The 18,752-nt window shown below is 66.6% G+C and carries 18 protein-coding genes; 3 read left to right on the forward strand and 15 right to left on the reverse strand.

Features of this window, described 5'->3' with window-relative positions; genetic code table 11:
- Positions 1-33 precede the first annotated feature (33 nt).
- From ACI0FO_RS05540 to ACI0FO_RS05610, 15 genes are all read right to left on the reverse strand, one after another.
- On the reverse strand, positions 34-2,241 hold the full coding sequence (locus tag ACI0FO_RS05540) for a rhodanese-like domain-containing protein (protein WP_416024793.1): 2,208 nt from the start codon (positions 2,239-2,241) through the stop codon (positions 34-36).
- 144 nt (positions 2,242-2,385) lie between these two features.
- Complete coding sequence (locus ACI0FO_RS05545) at positions 2,386-3,315, reverse strand: CysB family HTH-type transcriptional regulator (RefSeq protein ID WP_416024794.1); 930 nt, start codon at positions 3,313-3,315, stop codon at positions 2,386-2,388.
- A 9-nt stretch (positions 3,316-3,324) separates the two neighbouring features.
- Positions 3,325-3,675 (reverse strand): VOC family protein, encoded by a 351-nt coding sequence (locus ACI0FO_RS05550; RefSeq protein ID WP_416024796.1) that lies wholly within the window; start codon positions 3,673-3,675, stop codon positions 3,325-3,327.
- 122 nt (positions 3,676-3,797) lie between these two features.
- Positions 3,798-5,018 (reverse strand): cystathionine beta-lyase, encoded by a 1,221-nt coding sequence (gene metC / locus ACI0FO_RS05555; protein ID WP_416024798.1) that lies wholly within the window; start codon positions 5,016-5,018, stop codon positions 3,798-3,800.
- Positions 5,015-5,653, reverse strand: a complete 639-nt coding sequence (locus tag ACI0FO_RS05560) for a cysteine dioxygenase (RefSeq protein ID WP_416024800.1) — start codon at positions 5,651-5,653, stop codon at positions 5,015-5,017. The genes metC and ACI0FO_RS05560 overlap by 4 nt, the downstream gene beginning before the upstream one ends.
- A 19-nt stretch (positions 5,654-5,672) precedes the next feature.
- Positions 5,673-6,503, reverse strand: coding sequence for an amino acid ABC transporter ATP-binding protein (locus tag ACI0FO_RS05565; RefSeq protein WP_416024802.1), 831 nt, complete (start codon positions 6,501-6,503; stop codon positions 5,673-5,675).
- Positions 6,490-7,308 carry an amino acid ABC transporter permease gene (locus ACI0FO_RS05570; RefSeq protein WP_416024804.1) on the reverse strand — a complete coding sequence of 273 codons (819 nt, stop codon included), beginning with the start codon at positions 7,306-7,308 and terminating at the stop codon, positions 6,490-6,492. The genes ACI0FO_RS05565 and ACI0FO_RS05570 overlap by 14 nt, the downstream gene beginning before the upstream one ends.
- Positions 7,298-8,035, reverse strand: a complete 738-nt coding sequence (locus tag ACI0FO_RS05575) for an amino acid ABC transporter permease (protein WP_416024806.1) — start codon at positions 8,033-8,035, stop codon at positions 7,298-7,300. Before ACI0FO_RS05575 ends, ACI0FO_RS05570 begins: the two co-directional genes overlap by 11 nt.
- Complete coding sequence (locus tag ACI0FO_RS05580) at positions 8,032-9,279, reverse strand: aminotransferase class I/II-fold pyridoxal phosphate-dependent enzyme (protein WP_416025655.1); 1,248 nt, start codon at positions 9,277-9,279, stop codon at positions 8,032-8,034. The genes ACI0FO_RS05575 and ACI0FO_RS05580 overlap by 4 nt, the downstream gene beginning before the upstream one ends.
- An 8-nt stretch (positions 9,280-9,287) precedes the next feature.
- On the reverse strand, positions 9,288-10,151 hold the full coding sequence (locus ACI0FO_RS05585) for a transporter substrate-binding domain-containing protein (RefSeq protein WP_416024808.1): 864 nt from the start codon (positions 10,149-10,151) through the stop codon (positions 9,288-9,290).
- Positions 10,152-10,217: 66 nt separating this feature from the next.
- On the reverse strand, positions 10,218-11,054 hold the full coding sequence (locus ACI0FO_RS05590; RefSeq protein ID WP_416024810.1) for a transporter substrate-binding domain-containing protein: 837 nt from the start codon (positions 11,052-11,054) through the stop codon (positions 10,218-10,220).
- 151 nt (positions 11,055-11,205) lie between these two features.
- Complete coding sequence (locus ACI0FO_RS05595; protein ID WP_416024811.1) at positions 11,206-12,240, reverse strand: Bug family tripartite tricarboxylate transporter substrate binding protein; 1,035 nt, start codon at positions 12,238-12,240, stop codon at positions 11,206-11,208.
- Between the two features lie 273 nt (positions 12,241-12,513).
- Positions 12,514-13,173, reverse strand: coding sequence for a hypothetical protein (locus ACI0FO_RS05600; protein ID WP_416025657.1), 660 nt, complete (start codon positions 13,171-13,173; stop codon positions 12,514-12,516).
- A gap of 4 nt (positions 13,174-13,177) precedes the next feature.
- Positions 13,178-13,972, reverse strand: a complete 795-nt coding sequence (locus ACI0FO_RS05605; protein WP_416024812.1) for a hypothetical protein — start codon at positions 13,970-13,972, stop codon at positions 13,178-13,180.
- A gap of 159 nt (positions 13,973-14,131) precedes the next feature.
- Positions 14,132-15,352, reverse strand: a complete 1,221-nt coding sequence (locus ACI0FO_RS05610) for an alpha-hydroxy acid oxidase (RefSeq protein WP_416024814.1) — start codon at positions 15,350-15,352, stop codon at positions 14,132-14,134.
- Between the two features lie 149 nt (positions 15,353-15,501).
- Here ACI0FO_RS05610 and ACI0FO_RS05615 point away from each other — a divergent pair, with 149 nt between their 5' ends.
- The 3 genes from ACI0FO_RS05615 to ACI0FO_RS05625 all read left to right on the forward strand — a co-directional run bounded on the left by ACI0FO_RS05615 (position 15,502) and on the right by ACI0FO_RS05625 (position 18,709).
- Positions 15,502-16,401: a LysR family transcriptional regulator gene (locus ACI0FO_RS05615; protein WP_416024816.1), complete on the forward strand. Its 900-nt coding sequence runs from the start codon at positions 15,502-15,504 to the stop codon at positions 16,399-16,401.
- 118 nt (positions 16,402-16,519) lie between these two features.
- Entirely contained in the window at positions 16,520-17,575 is a 1,056-nt protein-coding gene (locus tag ACI0FO_RS05620; protein WP_416024818.1) for a hydroxyacid dehydrogenase, read from the forward strand.
- A gap of 135 nt (positions 17,576-17,710) precedes the next feature.
- Complete coding sequence (locus ACI0FO_RS05625; RefSeq protein ID WP_416024819.1) at positions 17,711-18,709, forward strand: tripartite tricarboxylate transporter substrate binding protein; 999 nt, start codon at positions 17,711-17,713, stop codon at positions 18,707-18,709.
- Positions 18,710-18,752 lie beyond the last annotated feature (43 nt).

An 18,752-nucleotide genomic window follows, 5' to 3' on the forward strand; every position in this document is an offset into this window, starting at 1 on the left:
GGGTTTGGCGGCCGGGCCGCCCGCCCGGGTGCCCTACCCCGCCGCAATCAGCCGGATGCCCCCGCTGCCCTCGCGTTCCAGCTGCGCGACCAACCCCAATTCCCAGTCCAGATACTCGCGGAACCCTTGGTCTCGGGCCGACAGGTCGTCGAACAGATACGGGCTGATGCTTTGATCGTCGTCGCCGGTCAGCACGCCTTCGCTTCCGGTCGCCAGCGTCAGGCCCTGCGCCTTCCAGGCGCGCGTGCCGCCCAGCAGATACTGAACCGGGCGTTTGCCGCGCCAAGCCAGTTCTGCCGCCACGACGGCCGCCAGCACGCCGTCGGACGACGTCAGCACGATGACCCGCGCGTCGTCGGGCGACAGGAACTCCGCCAGCCGATCCGGCGCCGCGAACCGCGCGCCCGGCACGTGGCCGCGCTCGTAGGCCACGCGCGATTCCACGTCGAACACGATGGCCTCGTCCGATTGCAACGCGCTATTCAGCGCGGCCGGGCGCACGCCCACGGCATGGGGGCGATGGCGCAGCACGCGGCGCGGTTCGGGGCCGCTTTGCACGGAGGCCAGCGCGGGCGGCTGGTACAGGTAGACCTCGACCGCGCCCAATTGCGCCAGCCAGGCGCCGGTCGTCAGCGCCCGCACGCCGTCCCAGTCGGCCAGTACGACGCGGGCGCGGCGGGTGGCCAGATATTCGTCAGTCGCCTGCACAAGCTGCCCGCCTGGCGCCCAGCGCCAGCCTTCCAGGTGCCCGGTCTCGTATTCCTCGCGGGTGCGCACGTCGAACTTGTAGAGCGTGCGCGTCGCCTGTTCCGCTTCAAACGCGGCCAGCGCGGCGTCATCGATGTACCCGATGCCGGCGCGCTGCGCCACGTCGCGGGCTTGTTCGCGCGCGGCGGCCAGCCCGGCGGCGCCCGGCTCCGGCAACGCGGCGTGACGGCCATAGGCCAATTCGCGGCCCGACAGCAGCCATTCCATCGTGCCGTTACGCAACGAGGCCACGCGGTTGGGGATGCCGGCATCGATCAGCGTCTGCGCGCCCACGATGCTGCGCGTGCGGCCGGCGCAGTTCACCACCACGAAGGTCTTGGGATCGGGCGCCAGCTCACGGATGCGGTAGACCAGTTCCGCGCCCGGCAAGCTATGCGAAAACGGCAGCGTAAAGTTGTGGAATTCTTCAGGCGTGCGGCTGTCGACCACGACGATGTCATCGCCCCGCGCCACGCGTGCGTGCAGCTCTTCCACGTCTATCCACGGCGTGTGTTTCTCGTGTTCGATCACTTCGCCGAACGCCTTGCTGGGCACGTTGGTGCCCGAAAACAGTTCCAGACCCGCCTGCTCCCAGCCGTCCGTTCCGCCGGCCAACACCAACACATCGGTCCAGCCCAGGCGCGTCAGCTTGGCGGCGGCCTGATGGGCCTGCGTCTCATCGTCGTCCACCAGCACGATGCGGGTGCTGCGGCGCGGCACCAGCCGGTCGGCCAACAGCTCCAGGCGCCACAACGGCGCAGGCACGGCGTAGAGCAGATGCCGGCGCGCATACCGCCCGGCCTCCCGCACATCCAGCACGGCGATCTCGGCCTCGCCGCGCAGCTCGTCTTGCAGCGCCTGGGGCGACAAGCGCGCGTGGTAGATCGCCGCAGGCGGAGAAAAGGTGCGGTACGTGCCGCCCGCCGTGCTCTCGAACACCACGCGGCCGGGCAGCCGGTCCAGCGCCAGGCCATAGAAATGCAGATGCGCGCCAGGCTGATCGCCGATCAGTTCAATCGTGTGCACGTCGCCTGGCCCCAGCACGATCGAAACGCCGGGACCGACATCCACGCGCCGCGCGTGGGTCAGGGTGTCGCGCGCGGGGTCCTGGGTCGAGGCGCGCGTGTAGACCTCGTTGCGCTCGTTGCCGTTCACGCCGGCGATCATGGCCCACGTCGTATGGTCGTGCGGCGGCTGCGCCTTGCCCGGTTCGCCCAACGACAGGTACAGCGCATAGCAGCCATCGATGTCCTCGGCCAAACGGTAGATGGCGGTCGGACGACCCGGCACCGCCGCGAATGCGTCGGCGCCGAACAGGTCGCGGCGTTGGCCCAGCGTTTCCAGAAGCGCGGCCACCTTGGCCAATTGCGCGGGCGTGGCGCGCGCCGCATCGGGCGCCAGTTGCCGGGCCTGTTCAATAAAGGCCTGCACGGCTTGCGCGCGTTCGGTGTGTTTGCTGAGGGCCGGCGCGGCCGCTTGGACAGAGGTGCTCATGGGGTAGCCTGGGCTTCGTGAAATGACAAGAAGCCCAGGCTACGTGCGCGCCTCGCGCGGGACAACGTAAAAATGCGTCTATGGATATGCGGCGGCCGGTACAACGCGTATCAAGCGCGACATGCCGCGCTTGATACGCGCCCCTCAGGCCTCGCCCTTCAATTCCCGGTCCACCACGTCGCGCGTCAGCGTCGGCACGAACATCTCGATGAAATGGAAGGCGTAGCCGCGCAGCCAGGCGCCGCGGCGAATGGCCAGCCGCGTCAGGTTGATCTCGAAGAGGTGGCGCGCGTCGATGGCCGTCAAGCGCGTGTCGCGCTCCGCGTCCCAGGCCACCGCCGCCACGATGCCCACGCCCAGCTCCAGTTCCACATAGGTCTTGATCACGTCCGCATCCATCGCGGTCATGACGATGTCGGGCGTGATGCCAGCACGCGCGAAGGCCTCGTCGATATGCGCCCGGCCGGTGTAGCCGTGCCCATACGTGATGAGCGGGTAGCGCGACAGCTGCGACAAACTAATGCCGTCATGTTCGCGTTCCAGCGGGTGGTCACGCGGCACGATGATGCTGTGGCTCCACCGGTAGCAAGGCAGGTTCACCAGCCCGGGATAGTCCGCCACCGCCTCGGTCGCCACGCCGATGTCCGCCTCGCCCTCAAGCAGCATTTCAGACACCTGTTTGGGCGATCCCTGGTGCAGATGCAGCACCACATCCGGGTAGCGCTGGCGGAATTCCTTGACGACGGGCGGCAACGCGTAGCGCGCCTGCGAATGCGTGGCGGCGATGGAGAGCACGCCCTTGCGGCTATCGGCGTACTCCGCGCCCGCGTGCCGGATGTTGTCGGCGCATTGCAGGATCTGTTCGACCAAGGGCAGGATCAGTGCCCCGGGCGGCGTCAAGCCGATCAGCCGCTTGCCAGAACGCACGAAGATGTCCACGCCCACCTCTTCTTCCAATTCGCGGATCTGGCGGCTGACGCCGGGCTGGGACGTGTGCAGGCTTTCGGAGACATCGGTCAGGTTGAAGTCCTGGCGCACGGCTTCGCGCACCGACCGGAGTTGCTGGAAGTTCATCGCGCGCCTTCAGCCTAGAAAGGCCAGTTGATTGCCGGACGGGTCTTTCACGTACATGACGCGCGGCTGCGCATCGGGCAGCGAACAGACGGGGTGGTGCCCGGCTTGGCGCAAACGCGCCAGCAAGTCGTCGTAGGCGGGCGTCTTGAAAGCCAGGTAATCAGGTTTGACGGCCCGGCTCACTTCCGCCACCGGCGACAACGACAACGTTGCCCCGCCCAGAGAAAAAAGCAGGCGCTGACCATCGGCGCCCGCCAGTTCTTCCAGGCCGATCACGCGGTGATAAAAATCCCGGACCGCTTCCGCCCGGCGCGACAAGAACGGAAGCTGTACCGATTCGATCGAAAGAAATGGAGTCATGCCCTGCTGCCAGCCATGGAACAAGGCAAATTCTAGTACCCGCGGGTACAACCGGACAAAGAGGTTGTAATTGCTTCTACATAGCCAGAAACCCTAAAGCGCGGGGCTTATTTGCATATGCGTCAGGCGCTGCGGCGCAAGGCATCGCGGGTGACGGCGAACGCGTGATCCAGGTCGCCGATCAGGTCCAGCGGGCTTTCCAGGCCGATGTGCAAGCGCACGACGGAGGGCTTGCCAGCGCCCTGCTGCCAGACACTATGCTCTGCCAAGCGCTCTGGCGCCGCCTCCAGCGCCAGGCTTTCATAGCCGCCCCAGGACGCGCCAATCGAGAAGTAGCGCAGCGCGTCGATGAAGCGCGACGCGGCCGCCGGATCCGGGTTGTCGAATGCGAACGAGACCAGCCCGCTCGCGCCGCTGAAGTCGCGCTGCCACCGCGCATGGCCGGGGTCTTGTGGCAACGGCGGGTAGTACACCCGCGCCACGTCCGCATGCCGCGCCAGGTATTCGGCCACGGCCAGCGCGTTTTCGTGATGGCGCGCCAATCGCACGTCCAACGTGCGCAGGCCCCGCAACGTCAGGTAGGCATCGTCCGCGCCCACCGACAAGCCCAGCGCGTCGTAGGCCACGCCGATCTTCTGCGCCAGCTCGGCGCTGTCCACGGTGACGACCCCCATCATCACGTCCGAATGGCCCGCCAGGTACTTGGTGGCCGCCTGGATAGACACGTTCGCGCCCAGCGCCAGCGGCTGGTAGTACAGGCCGCCGCTCCAGGTATTGTCGGCCGCGACCAGCACGCCGTGGCGTCGCGCCGTGGCGGCCAGGGCGGGCAGGTCCAGCACCTCGAACAACAACGAACTGGGGGACTCCAGGTACAGCAGCCGCGTATTGGGCCGGATGCGCGATTCCAGCGTGTCCTGCGCGGGCGAAAAATACTCTACCTCGATGCCGTAGCGTTGCAGCAGCGATTTATCCACCTTGCGCACGGGCGAATAGACGCTATCGGCCACCAGTGCGTGGTCGCCCGGCGCCAGCGTGGCCAGCAGCACCAATGCAATCGCCGACAGACCCGAGGGCGTCAGCAGCGCACGGTAGCCGCCTTCCAACGATGCCACCGCTTCCTCCAGCGCCTGGTGCGTATCCAGGCCATGCCGGCCATAGGTGGCCACGCGATCGCCTGCGGCGCGCTGCTTGTTCAACGCCGCATGGGTCGCGGTGTCGGCGAAACGCACGGTGCTGGTGCGCACGACGGGCACGTTCACGGGCCCGGAGCCGTTTTTCAGCGCCGGCGATCCCGCATGCACCAGCCGGGTCTGCACTTGCGCGTGACGCAGGTCGCCGCTCATGCGCGCACCTCTTGGCCGGGCTTCATCTGCGTGGCGTTGTAGTTCAGGATCTGGCCGGTGGCCAGGTCGATACCGATGCGGCCGGACAGCGTTTCCAGCGGCTGGCCATAAAGGTGGAAATGCAGCGTCGGCGTGTCCCCGGTAACGTGGATGCTATGGATATCGTCGGGCAGGAACGACACGGATTGTCCCGGCTGCACCACCACCTCGCGCACTTGCTCCAGCGTGGCGCGGCCTTCCTGCGAACCGTCGTCGCTGCGGCGGTAGACGCGATTCAGTTCCTGGCCCGACAGCGCCACGATGACCGCCCACGTCGTATGGTTGTGCGGCAAGGTCGTCTTGCCCGGGTTGATGGAATTCAAATACAGCGCCGGCGCACCCGCCGCATCGTCGGGGTTCAAGCGGTAGCGCGTCGATGCGCCCACGCCCTGTCCGGCCGTGGGCGGCGGGAAATCTGACACGGGAAACAGTTCACGGCGCTGGGCCAATTGCTCAAGGCGCGCGGTGACCGCGGCCAGCTGCTCGCGCGTCACGGAGCCGGTCGCGGGACCGGCACGCAACAAGGCTTGGATGTCGGACAGCGCCGCCTGAATGTGTTGGCGGCGTTCGATGGCGATTGCGGATTCAGTGCTCATGGTCAGGCTCCAATGGAAATCACACCGCCAGACGTAGCGGATCAAAGGTCAGATAGCTTGCGATGGGGTCGGGCGCAGCATGCCGGGCGGCCGGCGCGCCGGCCGACCGCTGCAGGAAGGCGCGCGTGCGCTCGCTCTGCGGCGAAACGAAGATGCGCGACGGCGGTCCGGACTCGACGATGCGCCCGGCCTCGGTGAAGTAAACGGTGTCGCTGACCTCTTCGGCAAAGCGCATTTCGTGCGTCACCAGCACGCAGGTCAAGCCGTCCTGCACCAGGTCGCGGATCACGGTCAACACTTCGCCTACCATCTCGGGGTCCAGCGCCGACGTCACTTCGTCGAACAGGATCAGTTCGGGTTGCAGCGTCAGCGCGCGGGCGATGGCCACCCGCTGCTGCTGGCCGCCCGACAATTCGCCGGGGTAGGCGCCTGCCTTGTGGTCCATCCGCACCTTGGCCAGCAATTCGCGCGCCCGGGCCTCGGCCTGCGCGCGCGGCTGCCCGCCCACTTTGATGGGCGATATCACCAGGTTTTCAAGCACGCTCAGGTGCGGAAACAGGTTGTATTGCTGGAACACGAACCCCACGCGCTTGCGCAGCGCGATGAAGTCGGATTCCGTCTTCAGCCCGTCCACGCGCACGTCGCCCACCTGGATCGCGCCGCGCTGCGGACGCAGCAACCCCGTGATGCAGCGCAGGATGGTCGATTTGCCCGAGCCGGACGGGCCGATGATGGACACGGCCTGCCCCTGCTTGACCTCAACGTCGATGCCCTTCAGCACCTCGGTATCGCCAAAAGCCAGGTGGACGTCGCGCAGGCTGACCAGCGGCGAAAAATCAATAATGTTCATGGCGTCGTTCCAGATACCGCGTCCAACGCGCGATGGGGTAGCAATAGGCGAAGAAAAGCGCCAATAGCGTGAAATAGACCAGGACGGTGAAGTCGCTGCGGGCCACGGTATTGCTGGCGACGGTGGCGGTGTCGACCAGATCGTGCACGCCCACCAGCGAGGCCAGCGATGTGCTCATGGTGATACTGGCCATCAGGTTCATCCACGACGGCAGCATGCGCCGCACGCACTGCGGCAGCACGATCATCCGGAAGATCTGCGACCGCCTGAACGCCAGGGACTGCGCGGCCTCCCATTGCGCGCTGGGAATCGACTGGATCGCCCCGCGGAAGATCTCGGCCACATTGGCGCTGGCGGGCAGCCCCAGTCCGATCACCACCTTGATCCAGTCCGGAAACGGCAAATACCACCCCGCCACATTGACTTCGAACGGGAAGACGTAGGTCGTGAAATACACCAGCACCAGAATGGGCGCGTTGCGGAACAACAGCACATAGGCGCGCGTCACGCGCCGCAGCAGCCGCGACGGCGACAAGGACAATGCGCCCACCACCAGCCCCACGACCGTGCCCAGCGCCATCGCCAGCACGCTGATCTGGATGTTCATGCCCAGCCCGCGCAGCAGTGCCGGCGACCAATGCCACAGCGCCAGCACGGCAGCGGGCGTGGTGCCGGTCACGGCCCAGCCGGCAGCCAGCGCCGCAAGCGCCAGCAACAGCCCAAACCACGGATCGCGCAGCAGCGCGGGCAGGAACCGTCCGGACGCCGGGGCGCGGCCGGGTTGCAATGCCAGGTCATTGGCCATAGCCGGGCATCCTCAAGCGATCTTCCAGCCAGCGCCCCGCCAGACTGACCAGCCAGGTCAGCAGGCCGAAGTAAAGCAGGATCAATAGCAGCAGTTCCAGCACGTTGTCGCGATGCGACCAGATCATGATGGACTCGTAGGTCACGTCGCCCACCGCGATGGCCGACGCGATCGCGGTCATCTTCACCAGGTCGACCAGGTTGTTGACCAGTGCCGGCAAGGCGAAGCGCACCGCCAGCGGCAGTTGCACCTGCGTAAGAATCTGCCGTCGCGAGAAGGCCAGCGATCGCGCCGCCTCCATCGTCACCTGCGGCACCGCCTCGATCCCCGCACGCAGCGCTTCGGCATGGAACACGCCCTTGTGCAGCGCCACCACGATCACCACCCAGGCAAATGGGGTAATGGGATTGCCGCCGCCCAGCTTTTGCGTGATCAACATGTTCAGTACCAGGAAGGCGCAGTACAGCTGCACCAGCGTGGGCGTATTGCGGGTAAGTTCCACAAAAGCCTGCAACGGCCCCGCCAGCCACGGCCGGCCGCTGGTCAGCGCCGCCGCGATCAGCACGCCAAACAGCAGGCTGACCGGGATGGTCCAGGCGCACAGCTGCAACGTGACCAGCAGGCCATGCCCGAACGCCGATAGCTCCCCTGCGTCTTGCACGAAGCTGTAGTTAAGACCCAGGGGCTTGAAGAACGCGACCCAGGCGTGCAACACCGTATCGATCATGCGGCGGCCTCCTGCGGCAGAGGCAGCGACAACGCCGCCACCGCCCGGCCGATACGTTCCAACGCCGCGTCGATATGCGCATCCGACGCGGCGAACGACAGCCGCAGGTACGGCGACAAACCATATGCCGCGCCGCGCACCACCGCCACGCCCTGGGACTCCAACAACCAATCCACGACGTCGCCATCGTCTTCGATGCGTCTGCCGTCGGGCCGCGTCGCGCCGATCAGCCCGCCCACGCCGATCCAGGCAAAGAATGATCCCTGCGGCGCGTGCACCTGCACACCGGGCACCCCGCCCAGGCCGTTCACGACCCGCTGCGCGCGACGCGCGTAGGCGGCACGGGCGGTATCGACAAAGCCATCCGCCGCGCCCTGCAAGGCCGCCAGCGCCGCCGCCTGGCCCACCGAGCTGGGGCCGGACGACACTTGCGACTGCACGGCCTCCAGCGCATGGATCAGGGCCCTCGGGCCCACGCCCCAGCCGATCCGCCACCCCGTCATGGCGTAGGCCTTGGATACGCCGTTCACCACCAGCGTGCGGCCGGCCAGGTCGGGCGCGGCGCGCAGCCAGTGCGCGGGCGCCTGGCTGAACCAGATTTCTTCGTACATTTCGTCCCACAGCACCAGCACGTTCGGCGCAGCGCGCAGCACGTCGGCCAGCGCCAGCAGTTCATCGGCCGTATAGACCGCGCCGGTCGGGTTGCTGGGCGAGTTCAGGATCAGCCACTTGGTGCGCGGCGTGATCGCGTCGCGCAGCGCCTGGGGCGTCAGCTTGAAACCGTCATCCGCTTGCGTGCCCACAACGACGGGCACGCCGCCGTTGATCCGCACCGCATCCGGGAACGTCGGCCAGTACGGCGCCGGCACGATGACTTCGTCGCCGTCGTCCAGGGTGGCGTTCAACGCAAGATAGATCACCTGCTTGCCGCCGTTGGAAATGATGACGTTGGACGTGTCGACGTCCAGTCCGTGGCGTTGGCGATAGCCGTCGGCCACGGCCCGGCGCAGCGCCGCCGTGCCTGCAGTGGGCGTGTACTTGGTCTGGCCGCGCTCCAGCGCCGCGCGGGCGGCATCCTTGATCGGGGCCGGCGTGTCGAAGTCCGGTTCGCCAGAGGTCAGCACAATGATCGAGCGGCCCTCGGCCGCCAGCCGCGCCGCGCGGGCGCCCGCGGCGGCAATAGGAGACAGCTGGGCGCTACGGGCGCGCCGCGACAACACGGCGGGGAACAGGGTTTCGTTCATCTTGGCTGTCATGGCTTGGCCTGCGCCTCGGGCGGCGCGCTATCGAACTCGCCGGTTTGCGCCTGCGCGGTCGCTTGCTTCAGATAGTCCGCCGGCACCCCAAAGCGGTCGGCTTGTTTCACCAACAAGCCGGTCTTCAGCCAATCCCGGATCACGCCGTCGACGAAGGCGCGCGTGTCGGTCTCGTTGCGGCGCGTCCAGATGACCGTGGGCGACGGAATCAACTGATCCGACGTGGCCAGTTCGAAGTCGTTCCACTCCTTGCCGTTCGGGCCATGCAGCGTTTCGTACAGCGCGGGCTGGATATGCACTGACGCGTCGCAACTGCCGCCTTTCAGCGCCAGCAACGATTCGGGAATGTTGCGCAAGCCCTTGACCACCGCGCCGTAGGTATCCTGCAAGGGTTTGGCGAAGTTGCTGCCCTGCGACACGCAAGCCACCTTGCCCTTCAGGTCTTCCCAGCGTTTGATGCCGCTTTGCTTGGACACCATCGCCGCACCGCCCACCAGGTTATAGGGCGTGGGCGCATAGCTCAGGATCTCGCTACGCTCCTGGGTCCACTGGATGTTGGCGATCAACACGTCGACTTTGCCCGCCTGCAGGAACTGCACGCGCGTGGACGCCGTGACCGGCACGGTTTCCAGTGTTACGCCCAGGCGGCGGGCGATGTCTTCGCCCAGTTCGGTCTGAAAGCCGCCGACTTTGCCGGTTGCCGGATCCAGGATGCCGAATGGCGGGCTGGCCCCGTCCACGCCGATCACGATCTTGCCGCGCTGCTTGATTTTGTCCAGGGTCGCGTCCGCCTGTGCGGCGCCCGAGGCCAATCCGGCCAGGACGGCCAAGGCCGCCGCCGCTTTCATTCCCGTCTTCATTACTGTTTCCTTCCCGATTGCTGCGCGCAGATAAGCGCCATGTCTTCTTTCCGTACCCGGCCCGGCTCAGCTGCCTTGCTTGAATTTCGCGTTGAGTTCCTGCAGCAGGGGCTGCGCCGGCTCGATCCCCAAGCGCTTTTCGGTGGCGATCAGCCAGCCCGTGCGGTGCCAGTCCTGCACCACCTTGTCGACGGCGGCGATGGTGTCGGCCTCGCCCTTGCGGGTCCACACAACGGAATTGGCTGGCAGCACCTCGGTCGCGATGGGCGCGTGATAATCGGCCCATTCGGGATTGCTGCGCAGCAACGGATGGATCAGCGTGGAATCGTGCACGGCCGCCACGCATTGGCCGCCCCGCAACGCCAGCAAGGAATCCGACGAACTTTTGTAGCCCTTGACCACCGCGCCGTAGTCGGCCGACAGCGGCCGGGCAAAGCTGCTGCCCTGCGATACGCACACCGGCTTGCCGCGCAGATCCTCCCACTTGGCGATGCCGCTTGTCTTCAGGGTGGCGGCCGCGCCGCCGACGCGAAAGAACGGCGTGGGGGCATAGCCGAGAATGTCCGCACGCTCCGGGTTCAGCTCCATCGACGCGATCAGCAGATCCACCTTGCCGGAAATCAGGAACTGCGTGCGGGTGGCGGTCTGCACCTGCACCAACTCGGCCTTCACGCCCAGGCCCCGGGCCAGCTCGCGCGCCAGCTCCGGGTTCCAGCCAACCAGTTGCTGCGTGGCGGGGTCCAGCGAACCGAACACGCCGCCGTTGGCCAGCACGCCAATCGTGACAGTGCCGCGCGCTTTGATCTTGTCCAGCGTGGCGTCGGCGTGGGCGGCGCCGGCGGCGCATGCCAGCGCCAGCGCGATTGCGATGCGGGCGTGGCCCGATGTCTTGCGGATTGCCATGTTGTCGTCTTGTCGTATGCATTGAACGGAGGTCCATGCTGCGTGCCGCGCGCCGGCAAGACAAAGAAGACTTTCAGATATCAATATGCGGCGCGTCGTTTCCCCGAGGGAAGACGCGCCCGCGCCTATAACGATATGACACGGAACCGCACTACTTAAGCTTCACTTCGGCAGAAGCGATCACCCGCCGGTACGTCGCGATGTCGTCCCGCACGGTCTGGTCGACGGCTTCGGGCGTGGTCGCCGCGATGGTGAAGCCCTGGTTCTCCAGCAGCGCCGCGGTCTCGGGTTCGCGCAGCACCGCCACCACGTCCCGGTTGATCCGGTCCACAATGGCGCGCGGCGTCGAAGCCGGCACCGAGAACCCTTGCCAGCTTTCGACCGCGTAGTCCGCGAGCCCCGCCTCCTGGATTGTCGGCACCTGTGGCAACGCCTTGGAGCGGTACGGCGTGGTGACGGCCAGCGCCACGAGCTTGCCGTTGCGGACGTTCTCGGTAGCCGCGGCCAGCGTGATCAGCATGGCGTCCACATGGCCGCCCAGCACGTCCAGCGTGGCCGGCCCGCCACCCGGATACGGGATTTGATTGGTTTTGGCTCCGATGCGCTCGTTCAGCAGTTCCACCGCCAGATGCTGCAAACTGCCGGTGCCGCCGGGCAACGCCAGCGATATCTCGCCCGGACGCCGCTTGACCAGCGCCACGAACTCCTGGAAGGTTTTTACGCCCAAGCCGGGCCGCACCACCAGCAGTTGCGGGTTCACCACCGCCTTGGTCACCCCTTGCAGGTCCTTCACCGGGTCATAGGGCAACTTGCCCGGCTGCAAGGCGTTCAGCGACAGGGCGTCGCCGCTTAGCAGCAAGGTGTAGCCATCGCCCCGCGCATGCGCGACCGCCGCATTGCCGATGGCGCTGCTGGCGCCGGGCTGATTCTCGACCACCACGCTTTGATGCCACTTTTCGCTGAGTTTCTGCGCCACCGTGCGCGCCAGCTTGTCGGCGCTGCCGCCTGCGGACACCGGCACGATGATCTTGACCGGACGGTTCGGATAGCGGTTGGCGTCTTCACCCGGCACCGGCGCCGAGCCAGCGAAATTGCTTAACAGCCCTGCCCCCAGCACCACGCCCGCCAGCAACCCCGCGCCCGCCCGCCATGCGGACGGGCGGAACCATCTGCGAATCACGCTCATGCCGCGGCTCCCGCGTCTGCCCGATAAATGAAATCGCCGCGCAGCGGCAGGATGTCCCGCCGCGTGTGTACCATCGTGCTCATATGCCGCCCCTGTCTGTTCGGTAAAAACAGAATAGGTGCGGCGCAGGGCCTCAACAAATACCGATAGGCAATGTGGAAATAGCCCGGGTTCCGTGCGATGACGACCGTTATGCGGGGGCTGTGTGGCCGGCCAGAACTTGGGCCTGCGACCCTTGCACCGGTCAAGGACCTGACGGGCTGATCCGGCGTCTTAGTCGACGCCGGAAAAGAAGGCGCACTGCCCCGGGTATCCGGGCCGCGCATCGCAGGCCTTCAGGCAGCCGGGTTTGCCGCCCGGAAAGCTGGCCGCAACCGACATCCCGAACCCATACGTCGGCGTCGTTACGTCAAAGCGGCTGTCGCACACCGATTTCGGGCTGTAGGCGAACGTCATGCCCTCGCGCCGGCCGTTGATGGCAAACGCAACCTGGAAGCTATTCATGCTGTTCCATCCCGGCCGCGGCAGCACCACGAAGCGATAGTGCGTCGGGTCCAGCCGTTCGCCGAAGATCTTCAATTGCGCGGCAGTTGTCCGAATGGCCGGCGACGGGTAGGGCAACGCCAGCAAAGCTCTCGGATCGCCCAGCACGCCCAGGTCGAAGCCCACGCCCTTCTGGTAGAACGGCACGTCCAGGCTGGGATAGCCGGAATATTCCACCCGCTTGGCCGTCGATCCGTATTCGTTCGTCTTCGGCTCGTAGTCGGGGGCCCGCGCGAACGTCACGTCAAGCGTCAACGCCACATCGGCCGGATCGGCGTCTTCCGCGCGGACGTGTTTCTGGTACACGTCGGGCGAGCTTGCGCACCCGGCAAGCACCGCGACACACGCCAGGACCAGGCCGCGCAGAACAGGGAACACAGGAATTCGCATCACGTCATCGCTCCTGCCGAGACGGGACCGGAAGCGCGACGGCCTTCAGGCCCTGCCCAACGAACTGCCAGCCGTCCTTGCTTTCCTGCCATCTGAAATTCCGGTTGATCCATTCCGCCTTCAGGTTGGCGTAGAGGCGGCGCTGGTCGATACGCTTGCCTTCATCCAGCGCTTTTTTGGCCAGCACGTAGCTCTGGTCCCATGCCGCCTTGAACGCGTTCTGCTGCATCGCCTTGGTGAACGGCACGCTGGCATAGGGGCCTTTGTCGAACATGCTCAGCCGGATCTCGTTATCCAGCAGCAACGCCCCATGGCGGTTGTCCGGCGACACCGACACGAGCAGCGGAAGGGAATGCACATATTCCTTGGGCAATGCGTGCTCGAACCACAGCACCTGTCCCGTGGACGTGACCAACGCGCGAGAGCCCGCCGTGAACAGCAACAAGTCCTGCCGCCCGGGTTGCGCCAGCCCCATGTCGGGGTCGCGCATATCGACGGTCGGGCTCAATACGCGCGCAAGCGGCGTGCCGTTCTGCACGGCGATCAGTATCGTGCCCACGCCCATGAAGTCGTTGGATACCGCCAGCAGCATCGGCTGGCCGCCCTGTGTCGGCCCCAGCGCCTTGACATAGATGAACTCATACGCGTTCAGAGGTCGGTAGACTTTGCCGCGATACTTGATTTGCCGCAGATTGGAATCGGGGTAGCCTTCCAGCTCGAAAGCGCCGCCCAGCGGCTCGGTGGCTTTCAGATGATTGGGCGCGGGCGCCGCTGCCTGCGCATGCGCGGCGGCGGGCATAAACAAGGCCGCCCCCAGCACGACACCGGCACACGCTTGCGTGCAGCGTCGACGGCTCAGAACGGTTCTACTCGGATAAAGCAAGGCATCCTTGGCGGACAGCGCCGCATGAAAGAGGTGCCCGCATTCTAGGGCAAGCCGCCGGGCGACGCTGGCCCGCTACGCGCCAGGCAGCCGCAACACACAATCCGCATCCAGCGCCTTCAGGTCCACCACGCCCATCAACCCCATGTTGCGGCGCACCTCTTCCACGATGAGGCCAATCGCATGCGCCACGCCGCGCTGCCCCGCCACCGTCGCCGCATAGTTGAAGGGCCGCCCCACGAAGACGCAGCGCGCGCCCAGCGCCATCGCCTTCAAGACGTCCGACCCGCGCCGCACACCGCTATCCAGCATCACATCCATGCCGCCCGCCGCGTCCACGATCGCCGGCAATGCCTGTAGCGGCGACAGGCTGCCGTCCAACTGCCTGCCCCCATGATTCGACACGATCACGCCGTCCATGCCGTGCGCGCGCGCCGTCCGCGCATCGTCGGGATGCAGGATGCCCTTGATCACCATCCGCCCCTGCCAGCGGCGCCGGATGGCCGCGACGTGCCGCCAGTTGAGGTGGCCCCGGTCCGAAAAATCTCGAAGCACATTGGCGGACAGAATGGGCGCGCCGCGCGTCGCGTAGTTGTTCTCGAAATGCGGCATGCCGTGGCGCCATAGCGTGCGCAGGAACGTGCCGAACAGCCAGCGCGGGTGGGTCAGCCCCTGCCAAGCCAGCGCGGCGCTGGGACGCAGCGGCGTCGAAAATCCCGCGCGCACATTGTTCTCGCGGTTGGCGGCGACCGGCGTGTCGACCGTCAGCACCAGCGTCGTGACGCCGGCCGCCGCCACGCGGTCGATCAACGCGGCGATCTGCGCGTCGTCGCCGGGCAGATAAGCCTGGAACCAGGTGCCGGGCGCCGCCTGCATCACTTCCTCCAGCCGGATCAGCGACGACCCGCTCATGATGCAGGGCACGTCCGCATCGGCGGCGGCGCGTGCCAGCACAATATCGCCGCGATAGCTGGACAGGGCCGAAATGCCCATGGGCGCCACGCCCACCGGCGCGGCGTACTCGCGGCCCAACACCGCGGCGCGCGTGCTGCGTTTGGACACATCCACCAGCACTTTGGGCCGAAAGCCGTACTGGGAAAACGCCTGCCGGTTAGCGCGTTCGGATTGGCCGTCTTCCACCGCCCCCGACACATAGGCGTAGATCGGCTTGGGCAAGCGCTTCTTCGCGACCGCCTCGAAATCGTGCAGGCTCAGCAGGTGGCGCAAGGGGTCGGGCATGGCATGGGCTCCGGGCGGGGATCGGCCGGCCATGGCTGGGGCCGCCGCGTTGGTCATGGGATGGCGGATGACTATAGGCGCGGCGCCACTTTGAATAAAGTGACTTTATCGATATTGGTTATTACACTTTTATTCGCCCTGGTCTCGCCTGCCTGTCTTTCCTGCCGTTCGCCATCTGAACCTCGCCCGGACACCCGACACCCGCCATGACGCTAAAGCAACTTGAAGCCTTCTACTGGGCCGCCACCTGCAAGAACTTCGCCATCGCCGCCAACCGGTTGAATATCTCGGTGTCGTCGCTATCCAAACGCATCGGGGAACTGGAAACCTCGATCGGCGCGGACCTGTTCAGCCGCAGCGCACGCAGCGCCACGCTAACTGCGTTGGGTGAGCAACTGGTGCCGCACGCCAAAGACCTGCTGCGCAACGCCGACCAGTTCATGCAGCAGGCCAGCAACAACCTTACGTATTCCGGGCGCTGCCGGTTTGGCGCGGGCGAACTCACGTCAATCACCTGGATGCCGCGCCTGATCGAGGAAATCCAGCGGGCGCATCCAAATCTGCTGGTGGAGCCCTACGTGGGTGTCGGCGAACTGGTGGAGCGCGGGCTGGAAGACGGCGACCTGGATTTCGCCGTGATCGCCGGCCCGTCGTCGCGCGCGTCCATCGCGTCGCACCTGATCGGCAGCGCGGACTTTGAATGGGTGGCGTCGTCCCGCGCCGTGCCCGATCCCGCCGCCGTCACGCCCGCCGACCTGCCCGGGCTGACCCTGATCACGCAGCCGCAAAGCTCCGGCGTGATCCGCATGCTGGACGACTGGTTGACCGAACAAGGCGTATCTCCCGGCCGCACCCAATGCTGCAACAGCTGGGGCGCGATCGCCGGCATGCTGCGCCAAGGCCTGGGGCTGGGTTTTTTGCCCACCGCCTGGGCGCGCATCCTGATTCAGCGCGGCGACTTGCACCGCTTGCCCGGCCTGGCACCGTTGCGCCCCCTGCCCTATACCTTCCAATGGCGGCGCGACGACACGCGCCCCATGCTGGAAAGCATGCGCATCATGGCCCAGGAAACGCTGGATTTCGATGCGCCGGCCGGGATGGTCTGACGCCGCTACTGTTTACTAAAATTCGCCCTTTCCTTAGAAAATTATTCGCTTTATCTCCGGTGTGCGCGGGCGTAGAGTCGCCTCGACAGCAACACCATGCCCCAGGAGACAACGCGCAATGCCGGATTTCGGTTCCCCCCCGCAAGACTTCCCCAAACGCCTGTGCCGGCTGGACCTGTGGCTGAACCCGGTGTTCGACCAGATCATCGGGGCGGCGTCCGACATCGGCTTGTCGGTGCTGCCGGCGCACGGCGACGATGCACGCACCCTGGCGGGCCTGAAGGCTGCGCATGCCTATCACGTGTCCGCCGCAAAAGATGAGCTGCCCCGCCAATGGTTCGTGAACGCCGCGCTGATCGCCCAGTGTCCCGACCTGGTGTGCGTGTCGTCCGGCGGCGCAGGCTACGACACGGTGGACGTGCCGGCCTGCACGGCGGCCGGCATCGCCGTGGTGAACCAGGCGGGCGGCAACGCCGCATCCGTCGCCGAACACACCTACGCGCTGCTGCTGGCCGTGCAGCGCCGCGTGGTCGAATCCCACCAGCGCCTGCGCCACGACACCGGCTTTTCCCGTGAAGACCTGATGGGCCACGAGATCCATGGCACGGTGATCGGCCTGGTGGGAATCGGCCAGATCGGGTCGCGGGTGGCGCGCATCGCGCAAGGCTTCGGCATGCGAGTAGTCGCGCACGATCCGCTGCTGGATGCCGACACCATCCGCCAGCGCGGCGCCGAGCCCGTGTCGCTGGCCGACCTGCTGGCGCAATCCGATGTCGTATCGCTGCATTGCCCGCTGGACGCGTCCACGCGCGGCCTGATCGATGCGCGCGCGTTCGCCGCCATGAAGCCGGACGCCGTATTCCTCTCGACCGCGCGCGGCGGCATCCATGACGAAGCAGCGCTGTACGACGCCTTGCGCGGCGGCCATCTGCGCGGCGCCGGCCTCGACGTCTGGCAGCAAGAGCCGCCCGCGCGCGACGCCCCGCTGCTGGGCTTGCCTAACGTGGTCGCTACGTTCCATACCGCGGGCGTTACCCACGAGGCCCGCCGCAATGTCGCGCAGTCGTCCGCCACGCAACTCATCGCGATGCTGCGCGGCGAACGGCCGCCGCAACTGGTCAACCCCGAAGTCTGGCCGATCGCGGCCGCACGCATCGCCGCACTGAAGCCGTAGCCGCACGAAACCGTCGTCCCGCCGAAGCCGTAGCCCCACTGAAATCGTGCAGTCCCCGCCGCGCCTTCCCCGCGTTGCGGCCCCTGATAAAACAGCGCGGCATCAAGCCGCCGACCCATCCCTTGAGGAGACAACATGCAACAACCCAACAAGCGCCGCACGCTGCGCGTCCTGGCGGCGTCCGCCGCCCTCCTGTCGGGCGCCGCGATCTTTGGCGGCACGGCCATCGCCGCCGGCTACCCGGAACGCCCCATCAACCTGATCGTGTCCTATGGGCCCGGCGGCGGCACGGACCTGGTGGCGCGCATGATGGCACCCTTCCTGCAGAAGTATCTGGGCAACGATGCCCGCATCGTGGTGTTGAATCGCCCCGGCGCCGGCGGCGCCATTGGCTTCACGGAGTTGGCCCGCGCGCAGCCTGACGGCTACACCATCGGCTTCATCAACACGCCCAACATGCTGACCATCCCCATCGAGCGCAAGTCCAATTTCACCTGGCAAAGCTACGACTTGCTGGGCAACCTGATCGACGATCCGGGCGCCTTCACCGTGCGCAGCGACAACGAGATGAAGACGCTGGCCGATCTGTCGGCCTATGCCAAGAAGAATCCGGGCAAAGTCACGGTGGGCACGACCGGCACGGGGTCGGACGACCATCTGGCCATGCTGCGTTTCGAGCGCGCCTCGGGCGTGAAGCTCAGCCACATCCCGTACAAGGGCGCCGGCGAAGTGCGCGGCGCCTTGGCGGGCGGAGAAATCACCATCGGCGCGATCAATGTCGGCGAGGCGCTGCAATATCAGAAAGGCGGTACCCCGCTGCGTTTCCTTGGCCAGATGGGCAAGGCGCGTTCGGCGGCGCTGCCCGATGTGCCCACCTTCAAGGAACAGGGGTACGACGTTGAACTGGCATCCCTGCGGGGCCTTGCCGCGCCCAAGGGTTTGCCGGCGGAAGTGCGGGGCAAGCTGGTGGACGCCGTGAAGCGCACGCTGGACGATCCGGAGTTCCAGACCAAGGCCCGGGACATGTTCGCGCCGCTGCGCTACCTGCCCCCGGCCGACTACGCCCGTGAACTTGCTGCGGGCGAAGCAGAATTCCAGACGTTGTGGAAGCAGACGCCCTGGCTGGACAAATAAGCGGGGCCGCAGGCCGGCGCAGAGGCCGGCTTGCCCCGCAAAC

Source organism: Achromobacter marplatensis, assembly GCF_049060505.1.
Lineage (GTDB): Bacteria > Pseudomonadota > Gammaproteobacteria > Burkholderiales > Burkholderiaceae_B > Achromobacter > Achromobacter marplatensis_A.